The sequence below is a fragment of the Nocardioides sp. IC4_145 genome (assembly GCF_011250565.1).
In the GTDB taxonomy this organism is placed as follows: Bacteria; Actinomycetota; Actinomycetes; order Propionibacteriales; family Nocardioidaceae; genus Nocardioides.
In genome coordinates, this window is sequence record NZ_JAANMS010000032.1 from 39,730 (window position 1) to 57,268 (window position 17,539).

At 73.4% G+C, this 17,539-nt stretch carries 13 protein-coding genes; 11 read left to right on the forward strand and 2 right to left on the reverse strand.

All coding sequences use genetic code 11. The features are described 5' to 3' along the window. Positions 1–136: 136 nt before the first annotated feature. Positions 137–1,411: a C39 family peptidase gene (locus G6553_RS14055; protein WP_166194084.1), complete on the reverse strand. Its 1,275-nt coding sequence runs from the start codon at positions 1,409–1,411 to the stop codon at positions 137–139. Positions 1,412–1,520: 109 nt separating this feature from the next. Between G6553_RS14055 and cysS the strand changes: the two genes are divergently transcribed. From cysS to G6553_RS14070, 3 genes are read left to right on the forward strand one after another with little or no spacing between them, the layout of a single operon-like run. Next, positions 1,521–2,963, forward strand: a complete 1,443-nt coding sequence (cysS, locus tag G6553_RS14060; RefSeq protein WP_166194087.1) for a cysteine--tRNA ligase — start codon at positions 1,521–1,523, stop codon at positions 2,961–2,963. Beyond that, complete coding sequence (rlmB, locus tag G6553_RS14065; protein ID WP_166194090.1) at positions 2,963–3,913, forward strand: 23S rRNA (guanosine(2251)-2'-O)-methyltransferase RlmB; 951 nt, start codon at positions 2,963–2,965, stop codon at positions 3,911–3,913. Before cysS ends, rlmB begins: the two co-directional genes overlap by 1 nt. 11 nt (positions 3,914–3,924) lie before the next feature. After that, entirely contained in the window at positions 3,925–5,469 is a 1,545-nt protein-coding gene (locus tag G6553_RS14070; protein ID WP_347565715.1) for a metallophosphoesterase, read from the forward strand. 62 nt (positions 5,470–5,531) lie between these two features. On the opposite strand, the gene G6553_RS14075 is transcribed toward G6553_RS14070, so the two are convergent. Further along, a complete protein-coding gene (locus tag G6553_RS14075) occupies positions 5,532–6,776 on the reverse strand; it encodes a GNAT family N-acetyltransferase (RefSeq protein WP_166194093.1) in 1,245 nt (414 codons plus the stop codon). A gap of 42 nt (positions 6,777–6,818) precedes the next feature. On the opposite strand from G6553_RS14075, the gene G6553_RS14080 reads away from it, so the two are divergent. From G6553_RS14080 to G6553_RS14115, 8 genes are all read left to right on the forward strand, one after another. After that, entirely contained in the window at positions 6,819–7,979 is a 1,161-nt protein-coding gene (locus tag G6553_RS14080) for an acyl-CoA dehydrogenase family protein (protein WP_166194095.1), read from the forward strand. Positions 7,980–8,115: 136 nt separating this feature from the next. Beyond that, positions 8,116–9,615, forward strand: coding sequence for an ABC transporter substrate-binding protein (locus G6553_RS14085; RefSeq protein ID WP_166194098.1), 1,500 nt, complete (start codon positions 8,116–8,118; stop codon positions 9,613–9,615). A 174-nt stretch (positions 9,616–9,789) separates the two neighbouring features. After that, positions 9,790–11,328 carry an ABC transporter substrate-binding protein gene (locus G6553_RS14090; RefSeq protein ID WP_166194100.1) on the forward strand — a complete coding sequence of 513 codons (1,539 nt, stop codon included), beginning with the start codon at positions 9,790–9,792 and terminating at the stop codon, positions 11,326–11,328. A 3-nt stretch (positions 11,329–11,331) separates the two neighbouring features. Beyond that, positions 11,332–13,323 (forward strand): ABC transporter permease, encoded by a 1,992-nt coding sequence (locus G6553_RS14095; RefSeq protein WP_166194103.1) that lies wholly within the window; start codon positions 11,332–11,334, stop codon positions 13,321–13,323. Then, positions 13,316–14,221: an ABC transporter ATP-binding protein gene (locus tag G6553_RS14100; RefSeq protein WP_166194106.1), complete on the forward strand. Its 906-nt coding sequence runs from the start codon at positions 13,316–13,318 to the stop codon at positions 14,219–14,221. Before G6553_RS14095 ends, G6553_RS14100 begins: the two co-directional genes overlap by 8 nt. Further along, positions 14,218–14,925 (forward strand): ABC transporter ATP-binding protein, encoded by a 708-nt coding sequence (locus tag G6553_RS14105; RefSeq protein ID WP_166194109.1) that lies wholly within the window; start codon positions 14,218–14,220, stop codon positions 14,923–14,925. Before G6553_RS14100 ends, G6553_RS14105 begins: the two co-directional genes overlap by 4 nt. Further along, a complete protein-coding gene (locus G6553_RS22210) occupies positions 14,922–16,724 on the forward strand; it encodes a choice-of-anchor P family protein (RefSeq protein WP_166194112.1) in 1,803 nt (600 codons plus the stop codon). Before G6553_RS14105 ends, G6553_RS22210 begins: the two co-directional genes overlap by 4 nt. A 48-nt stretch (positions 16,725–16,772) precedes the next feature. Then, on the forward strand, positions 16,773–17,363 hold the full coding sequence (locus tag G6553_RS14115) for a hypothetical protein (protein ID WP_166194115.1): 591 nt from the start codon (positions 16,773–16,775) through the stop codon (positions 17,361–17,363). The last annotated feature ends 176 nt before the right edge of the window (positions 17,364–17,539 follow it).

Sequence of the window (17,539 nt, forward strand, 5' to 3'; positions counted from 1 at the left end):
CGACGCCGGCGGTGGTGTCGGTTCGGCTGCATACCTTGATGAAGCAACACTCCCCACGGTGGATTCACACGGGGGAGTGACGGCTCGCCTGCATACCTTGATGAACCAACACCCGCGGCGAGCCGATCCGGCCCGGCTACCAGGTGCCGTTGGACTTCGGCAGCGGGTGGGCGTCGTCGTGGATGACGTAGGCGAGGCCGCCGGACCGGGGGAGCCAGGCGTTCTCGAGCTGGCCGCGGTCGTAGGTGCGGCGGACGCCGGCGTTGGTGGGGGCGGCGGGGTCGTTGACCACCACGTCGCCGGTCTTCGTGAAGCCGACGATCACCAGCAGGTGGCCGTTGGTGGCCGAGATCGGGGCGCCGGAGAGCTGACCGCGACCGAACGACACCGACACCACGACCGGGATGCCCGCCTTGACGAGCCGCTCGGCCTCTCGGAGCGACCGCAGCCGCGTGACGAACGCGTTGCCGGCCAGCGGGGCGGCGTACGCCGTGTTGAAGGGCCAGTTGCCGGTGCCGCGGTACGCCGCGTCGTACGTCATCCGCGCGGCGTGGTCGACCCACGGGTCGGGATGGCCGGAGCCGACCCAGGCGCGGTCGGCCGCGGCGGGCAGCGCGCCGTAGTAGCCGAGCACCATCGAGGTCGACGTCGGCGAGCACCACGCCTCGCCGCCGTTGCCCCACTGCGGGGAGTGGCCCTGGTGGATCATCTGGCTGTAGCGCGGGACGTCGAGCACGATGCCGCGGGCCACGCCCGGCTTCGAGGTGGCGACCGGGCCGGACGGCAGCCGCGAGGCGACCGCGCCGACGGTGTCGAGGGTCGCCTTCGCCTGGGTGCCGGTGCGGCGGGCCAGCGAGACGCGGAGCTGGTAGGACGTCAGGCCCTTCTTGGCCTTCCACGTGTCGACGTTGACGTCGGCGAGGTCGTCGCCCTGGCCGCCGACGCTGGTGCGCTTGGAGAACTCGTCGCCGGAGGTCCAGCGACCAAGGACGTCCCAGCTGGACTGCCCGCCGCCGGCCGCGCGCCCGCGGACCGACACCTCGATCCAGCTGTCGCCGGTGGTGGTCGCCGACCAGGAGCCGATCAGCTCGGTCAGCGCGAAGCCCGGCTTGGTCCACGGCGAGAGCCAGTGCCCGACGTCGTACGCCGTCCCGTCGAGCTTGCGCCGGCCGTTGGCGGCCTTCTTCTGCACGACGGTCCCCCGGGTGACCCGGGTCGCGACGAGCCGGCCGCTGCGGAGCTCGGCGGGGGTGTCCCACTGCTCGTAGGCGATCTGCCGCGCCCCCGCCTTCGCGGCCGGAGCAGCCGGAGCGCCGCCGGGAGCCGCCGAGGCGGGCGACACGGGCGCCAGGAAGGCGCCGGTGAGGGCCAGGGACATCAGGGGGAGGGAGAGGGGGAGGAGGCGCCGCATGACATCCACGGTAAGTCACATCCGTCCCACCAGCCACAGGAACGGACGAGCGGGGGAGCCGGCCGCCGACGATGCGGGGCGCGCCCCGCCGCGTCCCTAGACTGACGGGGTGACCCTGAGGCTCTACGACACCGCGACGCGCGAGGTGCGCGACTTCGTCCCCCTGGAGGAGGGGAGGGCGGGTGTCTACGTCTGCGGTCTCACGGTCCAGTCCGAGCCCCACGTCGGCCACGTCCGCTCGGGCGTCAACTTCGACGTCCTCCAGCGGTGGCTGCGGCACTCCGGCTACGAGGTGACGTTCATCCGCAACGTCACCGACATCGACGACAAGATCCTCGCCAAGGCCGAGGCGCAGGGCCGCCCGTGGTACGCCCACGCCGCGGTCATGAAGCGCGAGCTCGACCGGGCGTACGCCGCGCTGAACGTCGCGCCCCCGACGTACGAGCCCGCCGCCACCGGCCACGTGCCCGAGATGGTCGAGCTCATCGAGACGCTCATCGAGAAGGGTCACGCGTACGCCGCCGAGGACGGCTCCGGCGACGTGTACTTCGACGTCCGGTCCTGGCCGGCGTACGGCGAGCTGACCTCCCAGCGCATCGACGACATGGAGGCCGCCGAGGACGCCACTGCCCAGGAGATCGGCCAGCGGAAGCGCGACCCGCGCGACTTCGCCCTGTGGAAGGGCCGCAAGGAGTCCGAGCCGGCGACCGCGTCCTGGCCGAGCCCGTGGGGCCGCGGCCGCCCGGGGTGGCACATCGAGTGCTCGGCGATGGCCGGGAAGTACCTCGGCAGCGCCTTCGACATCCACGGCGGCGGCGTCGACCTGCGGTTCCCGCACCACGAGAACGAGCAGGCCCAGTCCCGCGCGGCGGGGCACCCGTTCGCGTCGTACTGGATGCACAACGCCTGGATCACGACCGCCGGCGAGAAGATGAGCAAGTCGCTCGGCAACAGCCTGACGATCCCCTCGGTGCTGCAGCGCTTTCGCGGGATCGAGCTGCGGTTCTACCTCGTCGCGGCGCACTACCGCTCGCACGTGGAGTTCAGCTTCGAGGCGCTGGAGGAGTCCGCGGCCGGCTTCGCCCGGGTCGAGGGGTTCCTCGACCGGGTCGGCGGCGCCGCCGAGGTCGAGAAGGGCGCGCTGCCGCAGGCGTTCGCCGACGCGATGGACGACGACCTGGGCACGCCGGCGGCCGTGGCCGTGCTCTACGACGCCGTGCGCGAGGGCAACCGGCTGCTGCAAGCCGGCGACGCCGCCGCGGCCCGCGAGCAGGCCGGCGCCGTGCGCACCATGCTCGACGTCCTCGGGCTCGACCCCGCGGACCCCGCCTGGGGCACCGGCTCCGGCGGCGCCGGCAAGGCCGACGCACTGACCACCGCCGTGGACGTCCTCGTCCGCGGCCTGCTCGACCAGCGGGCCGAGGCCCGCGCGGCGAAGGACTTCGCCGCCGCCGACGCCATCCGGGACCGGATCAAGGCCGCCGGCGTCGAGGTCGAGGACACCCCCGAGGGCCCCCGTTGGTCGCTCGGCAACACAGGGAGCACTGTCTGATGGCAGGGAACAGCCAGCGCAAGGGCGCGATCAGCAAGGGCGGCAAGGGCCCGACGGTCGGCTCGGGCGGGCGCGTCAAGCGCGGCCTGGAGGGCAAGGGCCCGACGCCGAAGGCGAAGGACCGGCCCTACCACAAGGCCTACAAGGAGGCGCAGCGCAACGAGCGCAGCGAGCGCCGTGCCCCGGCCCGGCCGCGCAAGAAGAAGAGCAGCGACGTCGAGTGGATCGCCGGGCGCAACGCGGTCGTCGAGGCGCTGCGCGAGGGCGTGCCGGTGACGGCCGTCCACGTCGCCGAGGGCGCCGAGCGCGACGGCCGGCTGCGCGAGGCCTTCCGGCTGGCGTCGGAGAAGGGCATCGGGCTGCTCGAGGTGCCGCGCAACGAGCTGGACCGGATCACCAGCGGCGCGGTCCACCAGGGCCTGGTCGCGAAGATCCCGGCCTACGAGTACGCCCACCCCGACGACCTGCTCGACGCCGCCGACGAGGCCGGCGAGAAGCCGCTCATCGTCGTGCTCGACCAGATCACCGACCCGCGCAACCTCGGGGCGATCGTCCGCTCCGCCGCCGGGTTCGGCGCCCACGGCGTCGTCATCCCCGAGCGCCGCGCGGCGAGCATGACCGCGGCCGCGTGGAAGACCAGCGCCGGCGCCGCCGCCCGGATCCCGGTCGCGCAGACCGTCAACCTGGTCCGGCAGCTCAAGGCCTACCAGGACGCGGGCTGCATGGTCATCGGCCTCGCCGCCGACGGCGAGGTCTCCCTGCCCGACCTCGAGCTGGCCGACGGCCCGCTGGTCGTCGTCATCGGCGCCGAGGGCGGCGGCCTGTCCCGGCTCGTGGCCGAGACGTGCGACCAGCTCGTCTCGATCCCGATGGTCAACTCCCTGGAGTCGCTCAACGCCGGCGTGGCCGCCTCGGTCACCCTGTACGCCGTCGCGCAGGCACGCAGCTGAGGCTGCCCCGGGTGCGCCGTCCGTCGCGTCGTCGCCTCCTCACCACCACCGTCGCGGTGGTGGTGTGGGCCGTGCTCGCCGTGGCGGCCGGCCTCACGCTGTTCCTCGCCGACTCCCGCACGGTCTCGGTGGCCAGCCACGACGCCGTGATCAGCCCGAACCTCGACGGCACGGTCGTGGTGCGCACCGGTCCCGTGCTGCCCGACCTGCGGCTCGACTCCGGCGGCCGGGTCGGCGTCGACGTGCGGCTGGGCAAGACCGAGGCCCGGACCACCGAGGAGCTGGTCCAGCGCTACGCCTACATCGGCAGCCAGCCCGAGGGGCCGCGGGTGCGCATCGCCGGGGTCGTCGAGTCGATGGCCCGGGACGCCGCCGTCCGCGGCGGCGCGATCGCCCTCGTGCCGCTGCTGGTGTGGGCGGCGGTCGGCCGCGAACGCCGTCGCGAGCTGCTGCGCGGTGCCCGGTCGTGGCGCGGCGCCGTCGCCGTGCTGGTGGTCGCCGGCCTCGTCGTCGTGCTGCTCGAGCCGTGGCAGGACGACGACGAGCCGGTCGACGCCGCCCGGGACTGGGTGCCGCTGGCCGAGTGGCTCGGCGGGTCCGTCCCGCTGCCCGAGGAGGTCGGGGGCCTCGAGGTGCGCGGCGACATCACCACCTCCCAGACCAAGCGACTGGTGGAGAGCGCCGTCGCGACCTACACCAAGAGCAAGGAGTGGTACGCCGCAGCCGCCGAGGACGCCGCCGACCTCGAGCTGCGCGAGCCCGCCGAGGACGAGACCGTCGTCCTGCTCGTCTCCGACCGCCACGACAACGTCGGCATGGACGAGGTCGCCCGGGCGGTCGGCGACGCGGGTGGCGCGACGGCGGTCTTCGACGCCGGCGACGACACCTCGACCGGCAAGCCGTGGGAGGCGTTCTCGCTCGACTCGGTGACCGCGGCCTTCGAGGACGTCGACCGGTACGGCGTCGCGGGCAACCACGACAGCGGCCCCTTCGTCCGCGACTACCTCGCCGACCGCGGCTGGACGATGCTGGACAGCTCCGCCGGCGAGGTCGTCGACGGCCCCGGCGACGCCCCCCTCATGGGCATCGACGACCCCCGCTCGAGCGGCCTCGGTGCCTGGCGGGACGACGGCGACCTGTCCTTCGCCGAGGTCGGCGAGCGCCTCGCCGAGGTCGTCTGCGACGCCGACGAACGGGTCGCCACCGTGCTCGTCCACGACGCCAACCTCGGGCGCGAGACCCTCGACCGCGGCTGCGCCGACCTCGTCGTCGGCGGCCACCTCCACGTCGCCAGCGGCCCCGAGCAGGTGGTCGGCGAGAACGGCGAGATCGGCTACCGCTTCACCACCGGCACGACCGGCGGGGCGGCGTACGCCATCGCGATCGGCTCGAAGATCCGCCGCACCGCCTCGGTCACCCTCATCACCTACCGGGACCGGCGCCCGGTCGGCCTCCAGGAGGTCGACCTGCTCACCAACGGCGTCTTCGAGGCCGGGGAGTACGTCGAGCTCACCTACGCGGCGGAGGACCAGGTCGACGCGGCACCCCGCCGCTGACCCCGTGACCCTGGTCGGGCCCCCGCCGCCTCCCTGCTCGACCGACGGAAACGCCCGCCTGCTCAGAAGTAGTCGCGCACGTGCACCGGGCGGCCGCCGAGCAGCAGGTCGAGGACGGCGTCGTCGTCGGTGCGGCCGGACAGGTGGCCGGCCAGCCGGAGGTTCGCGGAGTCCTGGGTGCCGGCGTAGGCCAGCGCCAGCCCCTGCGGGGTGTACGTCGCCGCGTCGGTCGGCACCTCGGCGGCCGTGCACGTGCTGGTCCCGTCGGAGCTGGTCAACCGGTAGCCGCCGTCCATCGTGCCGAGCACGTCGCCGGCCACCCGGAACGCCACCTCCCACGAGCCCGGCGCGAGCCGCAGGCCGGTCAGCGCGCGGGCCGGGTCGTGCACGCGGAGCATGTAGGGCCGGTGGACGACCCGCCGCCACCGGTAGCCCGGCAGCACCAGCCGCGCCGCGTCCGCGCCGGAGGTGGTCAGCCGCACCGTCGGGGCGACCGTCGCGAACGACCCGACCACCCGCCACAGCGCCCGGTGCGCGTCGCCGGTCAGCCCGACCAGGTCGCGGACGGTGATCCGGGCGTGCTCGTCGTAGCCGGTGCCGCGCTCCCACGCCACGAAGCCGGTCACCCGGCCGTCGGCGGCCTCGGCGAGGGTGGTGCCGGTGACCCGGGCGAGCAGCTCGGCGTCGGTCGCGGCGAAGCGGGGGCCGCGGCGGGTCATCGGGCCGTTCTGGGTGCGCGCCCACGCGTCGTACACCGCTCGGACGGCGGGGACGTCGGCCACCGTCGCGCGCCGCACCGTCGTGCCGTCGGTGGGCGGACGGACCGCGGCCAGGTCTGCGGTGAGCAGGTCGACCTCGTCGAACGCGGTGACGATCTCGTAGCCGAGCCGGCGGTAGATGCCCGGCGCGGTCGGGTAGAGCCCGCTGATCGGCTCGCCCCGCTCGGCACCCTCCTCGAGCACCGTCGCGAGCAGGCCGGCCAGCAGACCGCTCCCGCGGTGCTCGGCGGCCACCGCGACGTTGTCGATGCCGCAGGTCGGCACCTCCGCCCCGTGGAACCACGACCCGAGCTCGACGCCGCCGATCCGCGCGACGAGGCGGTCTCCCTCGAAGACGCCCCACGGCCGGTGGTAGGCCCGCGGCCAGGGGTCGACGGGCGGCGGCGGGGGCGAGCCGGGCGGCAAGGTCCCGAAGCCCTCGGTCCCGAGCGCCAGCCACTGCTCGCGGTCCTCGCGTGTCACGCGTCGCGTGACCCCCGACGTGGCGCCTGGAGTGGCCCCGCCCGCACCGGTCGTCGTGGTCGTCATGCCCCGGAACCTACGACGCCGCGGCCGACCTAGGCTGGGCGCATGCCGACGAACGTGGAGAGGCTCCTGCCCGGCGAGGACGCGGAGGCGCTGCTCGACCTCGCGCGCTCGATCGCGACCGAGAAGCTCGCGCCCCAGGTGGCCGAGATGGAGGAGCGCGCGGAGTTCCCGGCCGAGGCCTACGGGCTGCTCGGCCGCGCCGGCCTGCTGAGCCTGCCGTTCCCCGAGTCCTACGGCGGCAGCGACCAGGCCTACGAGGTCTACCTCCAGGTCATCGAGGAGATCGCCACCGCCTGGCCGAGCGTCGGCGTCGGCGCGTCGGTGCACACCCTGACCGCCACCGTGCTCGCCGCGAACGCCACCGAGGAGCAGCGCGCGCACTGGCTGCCGCGGATGCTGTCGGGCGACTGGCTCGGCGCCTACGCGCTGTCGGAGCCGCAGGCCGGCTCCGACGTCAGCGCGATCGCGACCAAGGCGGTGCTCGAGGGCTCGCCGGAGGACGGGGAGTACGTCGTCACCGGCACCAAGCAGTGGATCAGCAACGGCTCCCACGCCGACTACTACATCCTCTTCGCCCGCACCGGCGACGACCCGAAGCGCGGGCTGTCCGCCTTCGTGCTGCCCGGCGACACGCCCGGCGTCTCCTTCGGCGCGCCCGAGAACAAGCTCGGCCTGCACTGCGACGTCACCACCCAGGTGATCCTCGACGGCGCCCGCATCCCCGCGGCGAACCGGATCGGCCCCGAGGGTGCCGGCATGCGCGTCGCGCTCTCCGCCCTCGACGCCGGCCGGCTCGGCATCGCCGCGGTCGCCACCGGCATCGCCCAGGCCGCGCTCGACCACGCGGTCGCCTACGCCCGCGAACGCCGGCAGTTCGGCCGGGCCATCGGCGAGTTCCAGGGGCTCCAGTTCCTCCTCGCCGACATGGGTGCCGAGGTGGAACGGGCGCGGGCGACGTACCTCCACGCCGCGCGGCTCAAGGACGCCGGCCGCCCCTTCTCCCGCCAGGCCAGCATCGCCAAGCTCACCGCGAGCGACGCCGCGATGCGCGTGGCCACCGACGCCGTCCAGGTGCTCGGCGGCAACGGCTACACCCGCGACTACCCCGTCGAGCGGCTCTTCCGCGACGCCAAGATCACCCAGATCTTCGAGGGCACCAACCAGATCCAGCGGATGGTCATCGGGCGGGACCTGGTGCGCTGACGCGCACCAGCAAGGCGTCGAGCCGGCCCGCCGGGGCCGCAAGCCCACCACCCCACGAGACAAACCTGTGGTCGGCGTCACCTTTCGACAGAGGCCTCGTTGAGAACTAGTACCTGTTCTAGTTCCAGGAGGACCCGTGCCCAGCCTTCGCCGTACCCGAGCACGTCGCCGCGCCGGATCGACAGCCCTCGGCGTCCTCGCCGCTGCGCTCACGCTCAGCCTCGCCGCGTGCGGGTCCCAGCTCGACCCGAACCAGGTGGTGGGTGCTGGCGGCACGGCCGCGGGCGTCCAGGGAGGCGCGGTCGCGGGCGGCGAGGTGCCGGGCACGACGGCCGGCGGCGACCTCGGCACGGGGGGCGACCTCGGGGCGAGCGGCAGCACGGGCGGCTCGACCGGAGGCACGACCGGCGGCACCGCTGCGTCCGGCTCCGGCGGCAGCGGCGGTGGCGACGCACCGCAGCCGGGCGGCGACAACGCCGCCGACGGCGGCACCAAGGCCGGATCCTGCAACGGGTTCAAGAACGGCCCCGGCATCACCGACTCGACGATCACCATCGGCAACGCCTCGGACATCTCCGGCCCGGTGCCGGGCATCTTCGAGTCCAGCCAGGACGCGGTGAAGGCGTACGTCGCCTACTTCAACGCCTCCACCGACATCTGCGGCCGCAAGCTGGCCCTGAAGTCCTACGACAGCCGCACCGACGCGGCCGCCGACCAGCAGGCCTACGCCGACGGCTGCGAGAACGTCTTCGCGATGATCGGCTCGATGTCGGCCTTCGACTCCGGCGGCGCGGCGGCGGCCGAGGGCTGCGGCCTGCCCGACATCCGCTCCGCGATGGTCACCGGCGACCGGGCGAGCTGCGGCACCTGCTTCGGCGCCCAGTCGACGGTCGCCAACCAGTTCCAGAACGCCGTGCCGGACTACGTGAAGAAGAACTTCCCCGACGCCGCCCAGAACGCCGCGATGCTCTACATCAACGCCGGCGCGGCCGCCGAGAACGGCAAGCTCCAGGCCTCGGCGATGACCAAGCGCGGCATGAAGTTCGCCATGGTCCAGGCGATCGACATCGCCGAGTTCAACTACGCCCCCTACGTCCAGCAGATGAAGGACAAGGGCGTGAAGTACGTCCAGATGATCGCCCAGCCGCCCCAGTTCGTGCGGCTCGCCGACGCGATGCAGCAGCAGGGCTTCAAGCCCGACGTGTTCATGATCGACCCCTCGGCGTACAGCGGTGAGTACATCGAGAGCGGCGGCGCGGCCGTCGACGGCACGACGGTGTTCACCAACTTCGTGCCGTTCGAGGAGGCCAGCAGCAACAAGGAGATGCAGACCTACGTCAGCTGGCTGAACCAGGTGCGCCCCGGTGCCGAGCCGTCGTTCTTCGGCGTCTTCTCCTGGTCCGCGGCGCGCCTGTTCGTCGAGCGAGCGGTCGCCCTGGGCGGGAAGCTGAGCCGCGAGAGCCTGGTCGCCGACCTCGGCAAGGTCTCCGACTGGACCGCCAACGGCATGCACGCCCCGCAGTACCCCGGCCCGCGGCGGACCGGCGACTGCTGGCGGTTCCTGAAGCTGGACGGCACCAAGTGGGTCGCCACCGGCGGCACGAAGTACACCTGCGCCGGCCTGACGACCACCTGACCGGCGGCGACGAGCCGTGGACGACGAGACCGAGGCCGTGACCGAGGCCGTGACCGAGGCCGGACGCGAGAAGTCCGGGAAGTGGTCCATACCCGCGCGCCGCGGTTGTGACTCGCGTCACCCGGCCGGCCGTCCCTCGTTCACCCGGTACGCGTCCATCCCGCGGAGGAACCCATGACGACCCAGCTGCGCCGGCCCCGTGCCGCCACGCGACCGCTCGGCACCCGCCGGGCGCGTCGCGGCGCAGTGCTGCTCGTCGCTGCGCTGGTCACGTCGCTGGCGGCGTGCGGCTCGCGGATGGACCCCGCCACGGTCGTCGGTCTCAGCGCCGGCGCGGGGGTGGCGGGCGGGGGCGTCCCCGGAGCCGACGGTGCCGTCGTCAGCGGCGAGGTCCCCGGTGCCGACCTCGCCCCGGGCACGACCGGCGACCTCGCGACGAGCGGCAGCGGCTCGGGCGCCGTCGGCAGCGGCGGGACCGCCCCCGGCAGCGCCGCGGACGACGGGGGTACGCCGTCGGCCGGCGAGCAGGGCGGCGGCGAGAACGCCGCGGACGGCGGCGTGCGGGCCGGCTCCTGCGACGGGTTCGAGAACACGGCCGGCATCACCGACGACACCATCACCATCGCGAACGTCTCCGACATCTCCGGCCCCGTGCCGGGCATCTTCGAGTCCGCCCAGCAGGCGACCCAGGCGTACGCGGCGTACGTCAACTCCACCGGCGACATCTGCGGCCGCTCGCTGAAGATCTTGAACCTCGACAGCCGCGCGGACGCCGGGGCCGACCAGCAGGCCTACACCCGCGCCTGCGACGACGCGTTCGCCGCCGTCGGCTCGATGTCGGCCTTCGACTCCGGCGGCGCCGCGACCGCCCAGCAGTGCGGCCTGCCCGACCTCCGCTCCTACTCCGTCAACGGCGACCGCACCCGCTGCACGACCTGCTTCGCGGCGTACGCCGTGCAGCCCAACCTGGTGCCGAACGCGATGCCGCAGTACTGGGCCAAGAAGGCACCGGAGGCGGTGAAGTCGGTCGCGATGTTCTACGTCAACGCCGGCGCCGCGCCGTCCAACGCCGAGAACTTCCGCGCCGCGTGGGAGAAGAACGGCTGGGACGTGAAGGTCTTCGAGGCCATCGACACCGCCGAGTTCAACTACGCGCCCTACGTCCAGCAGGCCAAGGACGCCGGCGCCCGGCTGGTCAACTACACCGGTCCCTACCAGTTCACGATCCGGCTCCAGCAGGCGATGAGGCAGCAGGGGTTCGAGCCGGAGATCTTCCTGCAGGACGCCACCGTCTACGACCAGCGGTACGTCGACGAGGCCGGCGAGTCCGGCGACGGCACCTACGTCTACGCCCAGACCGCGTTGCTCGACGACTTCTCGGTCGCGGAGATGAAGCTCTACCGCTCCTGGCTCCAGCAGGTCGACCCGGGCGCCGAGCCCAACACCTACGGCGTCTTCGCCTGGTCGGCCGCGCGGCTCTTCGTCGAGCAGGCCGTCGCGCTCGGGGGGAAGCTGAGCCGCGCGTCGCTCGTCGAGCGGCTGCGCGGCGTCGAGGACTGGACCGGCAACGGCATCCACGTCCCGCAGCAGGTCGGCGCGGAGAGCACCGCCAACTGCGCCTCGATCATCCAGCTCAGCAACGGGACGTGGAAGAAGGTCTCGCCCGGCGAGTACCTCTGCGGCTCGATGACGAACACCGGCCTGGGAGGCTGACCGATGAGTTCCCTGATCTCCTTCACCATCCTCGGGTTGTTCACCGGGGCGGCGTACGCGATCGCGGCGTCGGGCCTGGTGCTCACCTACACCACGACCCGGGTGTTCAACATCGCCCACGGCGCGTTCGGCATGGTGATGGCCTTCGTGTTCTGGGACTTCTCCCAGCGCCAGGGGCTCAACCTGTTCCTCTCGCTGTTCCTCGTGCTCGGCGTGATCGCGCCGGCCATCGGGTGGGGCATCCAGCGCTTCGTCACCAAGGGCCTCGGCGAGGGGCCGGTCTCGGTCGCGCTGGTGGTTACCGTCGGCCTCTTCGTCGGCCTCATCGGCCTGGCGCAGCAGGTCTGGCCGCCGGAGCCGCGGACGGTCCCGCCGTTCATGGCGTCCTCGGGCGTCCAGCTCGGCGACACCTACGTCACCGCCCACCAGATCATCACGATCGTCATCTCGATCGGCGTCGCGCTCGCCCTCTACGTCCTGCTCAACCGCACCCGCATTGGCACCGCCATGCGCGCCTCGGTCGACAACCCCGAGCTGCTCCGGCTCTTCGGCGGCAAGCCCGACACCGTCGCGGCGCTGTCGTGGGCGATCGGCATCAGCCTCGCCGCGCTCGGCGGCATCCTGCTGTCCTCGGTGATCGGCTTGTCCTACTACGACCTCACCCTGCTGGTCATCAACGCGTACGCCGCGGCGATGCTGGGCCGGCTCAAGTCGCTGCCGCTGACCTTCGTCGGGGCGATGGGGCTGGGCATCCTGCAGTCGTTCGCGGTGGCCTACCTGCCGAGCGACGGCTTCCTCGCCGGCACCCGGGCGGTCGTCCCGGCGCTGTTCCTCTTCGTGGTGATCGTGGCGATGCCGCAGGCCCAGCTGCGGATCGGCCAGGTCAAGGGCATCGTGTCCGCCCCGCTCCCGTCGATCACGAAGTCGGTCGGCTGGGGCGGCGCGCTGCTGGTCCTGGTCGCGCTGCTCGTCGGCGGCGGCATGTCGACCGCGAACCTGTTGCTCGTCGGCACCGCGGCGACGTACGCGATGGTCATGCTCAGCCTGGTGCTGCTCACCGGCTACGGCGGCCACGTGTCCCTGGCCCAGCTGACCTTCGCCGGCGTCGGCGCGCTGGCCTACGCCAAGCTCGAGCAGCCCAACCTCGCCGGCCTCTTCCTGGCCGCCGCGATCGCGGCCGGTGTCGGGGCCCTGGTGGCGCTGCCGGTGCTGCGGCTGACCGGCCTCTACCTCGCGCTGTCCACGCTGGCCTTCGGCGTGCTGATGGACAAGATGATCTTCCAGGCGGAGTTCGCCTTCGGGTTCAACGGCACCCTCCAGGCCGGCCGGCTCTCGGTGCTGGGCAACGCGATCGAGTCGACCGGCGGCTACGTGCTGGTGATGACGCTCTTCCTGGTGCTGATGGGGATCGCGCTGCTGCTCCTGCGGCGCGGCCCGCTCGGCCGGGTCCTCATCGCGATGCGCGACAGCCCGGCGGCCTGCGGCACGCTCGGCCTGGACATGCGGTGGTTCCGCGTCGGCCTCTTCGGCCTCTCCGCGGGCATGGCCGGCCTGGCCGGGGCGCTCTTCGCCGGGCTGCGCGGCACGATCGGCGCCGCCGACTTCCAGTTCTTCAACAGCCTCCCGCTGCTGCTGCTCGCGGTCGTCTTCGGCGTCACCTCGGTCACCGGGGCGACGCTCGGTGGCGTCGGCCTGATGCTGCTGCCGGTCATGCAGTCCAACAACCCCGGCATCGCCGGCCTGATCTTCGCGATCCTCGGCTTCGGCGCCGTCGCGCTGGGCCGGGACCCGAATGGCCTGGCCAACCTGATGTTCGGCCTCGGCCGCCGGCTCCAGGCGGTCGTCCTGCCCCAGCTGCGCGACAAGCTGCCGGTCCTCCCCGGCAGCCGCGGGTCCGACGACGGCGAGGACGCCGACCTCGCCGACCTGCTGCCGACGCCCCTCGATACCCCCCAGCCCCCCGACTCCACCGGGAAGGTGCCCGCCCATGCCTGACCACCAGCACGTCGCCGGCGCGGACGCGCCGCTCCTCGAGGTCGACCACGTGGTCGTCCAGTTCGGTGGCGTCACGGCCGTCAACGAGGCGACCTTCGTGGCCGAGGCCGGCACGGTGACCGGCCTGATCGGCCCCAACGGCGCCGGCAAGACGACCTGCTTCAACGTCATCTCCGGCCTGCAGAAGCCCACCCGCGGCAAGGTCCGCTTCCGCGGCCGCAACGTCACCGGCGCGCCGGTGCACCGCCGGTCGAAGCGGGGGATGGGGCGCACCTTCCAGCGGCTCGAGGCGTTCGGCTCGCTCTCGGTGCGCGACAACGTCCGGGTCGCCCACGACATCCACCGCGGGCTCGCCGGCCTGGTGAGGCCCGGCGCCAAGGACATCGACGCCCTGCTCGAGCGGGTGGGCATCTCGGCGTACGCCGACGAGCGCGCCGACTCCATCCCGACCGGCACCGCGCGCCTGCTCGAGCTGGCCCGCTGCCTGGCCGGCGACCCGAAGCTGCTGCTGCTCGACGAGCCCTCCTCGGGCCTCGACGAGACCGAGACCGACGACTTCGGCGACCTGCTGCGCGACCTCGCCGCCGAGGGCCGCGGCATCCTCATGGTCGAGCACGACATGGACCTGGTGATGGGCGTCTGCGACACCATCCACGTCCTCGACTTCGGCTCGATCATCGCCTCGGGCGCGCCCGGCGAGATCCGCCGCGACCCGGCCGTGCAGCGCGCCTACCTCGGCTACTCCGACGAGGTGCCGGAGCACGAGCTGGCCGGGGCCGGCGTCGGCGTGAGCGCCGTCGAGGAGACCCGCACCGACCTCGTGCCGGTCGGTGCGGCCAGCGACGCGACGACCGTGATCCCGGCGGTCGGCGCCACCACCCCGGAGGACGTCCGATGAGCATCCCCATCCTCGAGGTCGTCGACCTCCACGCCGCCTACGGCCGCATCGAGGTCCTCCGCGGCGTCGACCTGGCGGTGCCGAAGGGCGCGGTCATGGCGCTGCTCGGGCCCAACGGCGCGGGCAAGTCGACGCTGGTCAAGGTCATCTCCGGGCAGAAGAAGCCCACCTCCGGCGACGTCCACCTCGGCGGCGTCAACGTGCGGGGCGCAGGCTCCGAGGAGCTGGCGCGGCTGGGGCTGTGCACGGTGCCCGAGGGTCGCTCGGTCTTCCCGAACCTCACCGTCGAGGAGAACCTCCGCCTGATGTCGTACGCCGGCGTCCCCAGCGAGGCGGTCCTCGACACGGCGTACTCCTACTTCCCGCGGCTCTCCGAGCGTCGCCACCAGCTCGCCGGCACCATGTCCGGCGGGGAGCAGCAGATGCTGGCCATGTCGCGGGCGCTCGCCTCGGACCCGGCGCTGCTGCTGCTCGACGAGCTGTCGATGGGGCTCGCGCCGCTGATCGTCGACGAGCTCTACGACACCGTCGCCCAGATCGCGGCGTCCGGCGTCTCCATCCTCTGCATCGAGCAGTTCGCCCGCACCGCGCTGCGGGTCTCCGACTACGCGGCCGTCATGTCCGGCGGACGCATCGTGGCCTCCGGCGAACCCGCCGAGGTCCTCGAGACCATGTCCGACGTCATCCTCGGAGGTGCCGCGTGAAGCGGACCGTGCTCCCCCTCGTCGCCAGCGGGCTCGTCGCCGCGGTGCTCCCGCTCGGCGCCACGACGGCGTCCCCCGCGGCGGCCGCCGGCCTGCCCTCGGCGTCGGCCGCCAAGGAGGTGCTCGACTACGGCTACAGCTCCGAGGGGTCGGCGACGCCGATCAAGCTCGAGATCTACGAGCCGGTCATCCCGATCCCGGCCACCCCGCAGTTCGAGCTGAACCTCGGCTACAGCAAGGTCTCGGCCGACAGCAGCGGCGGCAAGGGCCGCGCGGCGTACTTCTGGCCCGGCGACTCCATCGGCGAGGGCCTCAAGACCGTCGTCGAGAACCTCGGCCTGCCGCCGGAGATCGCCAACCCGATCGCCGAGCAGGGCTACCCGGTCCAGGTGAACTCGGCCTACCCCGGCGGGCCCGAGTCCGAGGTCCAGGAGCCTTTCCCGGGCTCGGTCTCGCGCACCAGCGCCGCCGAGGGCGACGTCCGTGCCGCGGCCGGCTTCTCCACCGACTGCGACGTCGACGAGCCGGCGGGCAGCGGCGGTGGTGGTGGCGGCGGCGGCGGTGGTGGCGGGCTGCCGGGCCTGCCCGAGCTCCCGGGGCTGCCGGCCGGCGGGCTCGGCGGCGGCCTGGGCGGTCTCCTCGGTGGGCTGACCGGTGGGCTGACCGGCGGCCTGCTCGGCGGCTCTGCTGGTGGTGGGGCCGGCGGTGCGACCAACCCGCTCGCCGACTTCGGCGCCGCGATCACCGGCCAGGGCGCCGCGCAGAAGGCGGCGGAGGAGAAGGCGGCCGAGGAGGCCGCGGCCTGCCAGATCCCCTCGGCGCTCAACGCGCTCATCGACGTCGGCGGCATGGCCTCCACGAGCCGCTCGACGGTCGAGAAGGGTGTCGTCACCACGACCACCCGCTCCGCCCTCGGCGAGATCCGCCTGCTCGGCGGCATCATCGGCCTCTCCGGCGTCACCGCGAAGGCCGTGACCAGCAGTGACGGCGCGAAGGAGAAGGCCTCGGGCAAGGCCCGCTTCGGCACGCTCTCCATCGCGGGCCAGGAGTTCTCCGTCGGGCCCGACGGCTACGAGGCCGTCGGCCAGGGCGGGCCGATCCCCGGGCTCTCCGACGACCCGGCCAAGGCGCTGGAGCAGCTCGGTGTCTCCATCACGCTCCCGGAGCCCGAGCTGACGAGCAAGGGCAAGGAGGCCAGCGCGGTCGTCGAGGCGCTGCGCATCCAGGTCGACCTCTCGATCCTCAAGCCGGTCCTGTCCCAGATCCCGCTGGGCGACATCCTGGAGCCGATCCCGTTCCCCGGGCAGGCGGCGATCGTCAAGAGCCTGCTCGGCGCGCTCAACCAGCTCTCGCCCCGCATCGTCCTCCACCTCGGCGTCGCCGGCAGCGAGGTCAAGCGGGCCCCGAAGCTCGACCTGCCCGACGGCGAGATCCCGGACAACGACCCCTCCGGCGAGGGTGGCGACTCCAGCGGTGGCGGCTCCGGGGGCGGCGGCACCGCCGGCGGCAGCACCGGCAGCGGCTCGACCGGTGCGCCGACCTCGCCGAGCGACGTCGGCTCCGCGGGCGACGGCGGCGGCGACGCCGCTCCTGCTGACGGCGACCTCGTCGACGCGGCCCCGGTCGGCGCCGGCCTCCCGCCGCTGAACTCCATCCCCGGTGCCCTGCTCTTCGGCGGCATCGCGCTCGCCGCGGTCGCGGGCAGCTACCTCCGCAAGATCGGCGCGCTCGCCCTCGGGGCCGGCGCCGCCTGTCCCCACGGCCTCGACAGCGGCCTGCCCGACCTCCGCAAGGCCTGACTCCGTAGGGCCCGACCCCGCCCGGCACCACCCGAAAGGCACCCCGAGATGACCACGATGCAGAACACCGGCTCCCTGCCCGCCTCGGGCGCCCGCATGGGCTCCGGCACCGCGCTCCCGCGCGCCGGCCGGGGCGGCAGCGCCACCGGCGCGGCCCCGATGAAGAACAACAACTACCAGCTGCTCCAGGTCGTGCTGTTCTGGGCCGGCGCGATCCTGCTCCCGCTGGGCCTGGTCGTCATCATCCTGGGTTGGTACGGCGCCGCGAACACGCCCTACCAGTACGACCAGCTCTCCTACCTCGTCTCCGGCGGCCTCCTCGGCCTCGGCCTGACCTTCGTCGGCGGCTTCCTCTACTTCGGGGCCTGGCTCGCCCGCATCGCCGACGACGGCCGGGAGTCCTCCAAGCGGCTCGCCGACACCCTCCTCGTGCTGGCCGACGTGACCTCCCGGTCCGCGGCCGTGAACGACCAGGGCGTCGACACCTCCGCGCTGCCGGTCACCGCCGGCGAGGGCACCACCATCCACCGCCGCGACTGCGCCCTCATCGCCCACCGCCAGGACCTCCACCCCCTCGGCGAGGCCGAGGCGCAGGGCCGCACCGCCCAGCTCACCACCTGCCGCGTCTGCAAGCCCTGACCTGACCCGGCCCGGCTGACCCGGGCCGGCTGGGCGCAGCTTCATCAAGGTATGCAGCCGAACCGTCACTCCCCATGGTGAGTTGATCGTGGGGAGCGATGGTTTCCCTGCATACCTTGATGAACCGACACGTGGCCCCGGGGCAGCGGCGGGTGGGCAGAGCGGCGGGTCAGGCG

Coding starts and splice junctions, on each gene's coding strand:
- G6553_RS14115 (WP_166194115.1), top strand. CDS start 16,773: ATGACCACGATGCAGAACACCGGCTCCCTGCCCGCCTCGGGCGCCCGC.
- rlmB (WP_166194090.1), top strand. CDS start 2,963: ATGGCAGGGAACAGCCAGCGCAAGGGCGCGATCAGCAAGGGCGGCAAG.
- G6553_RS14075 (WP_166194093.1), bottom strand. CDS start 6,776: ATGACGACCACGACGACCGGTGCGGGCGGGGCCACTCCAGGCGCCACG.
- G6553_RS14055 (WP_166194084.1), bottom strand. CDS start 1,411: ATGCGGCGCCTCCTCCCCCTCTCCCTCCCCCTGATGTCCCTGGCCCTC.
- G6553_RS14095 (WP_166194103.1), top strand. CDS start 11,332: ATGAGTTCCCTGATCTCCTTCACCATCCTCGGGTTGTTCACCGGGGCG.
- G6553_RS14090 (WP_166194100.1), top strand. CDS start 9,790: ATGACGACCCAGCTGCGCCGGCCCCGTGCCGCCACGCGACCGCTCGGC.
- G6553_RS14080 (WP_166194095.1), top strand. CDS start 6,819: ATGCCGACGAACGTGGAGAGGCTCCTGCCCGGCGAGGACGCGGAGGCG.
- G6553_RS14105 (WP_166194109.1), top strand. CDS start 14,218: ATGAGCATCCCCATCCTCGAGGTCGTCGACCTCCACGCCGCCTACGGC.
- G6553_RS14100 (WP_166194106.1), top strand. CDS start 13,316: ATGCCTGACCACCAGCACGTCGCCGGCGCGGACGCGCCGCTCCTCGAG.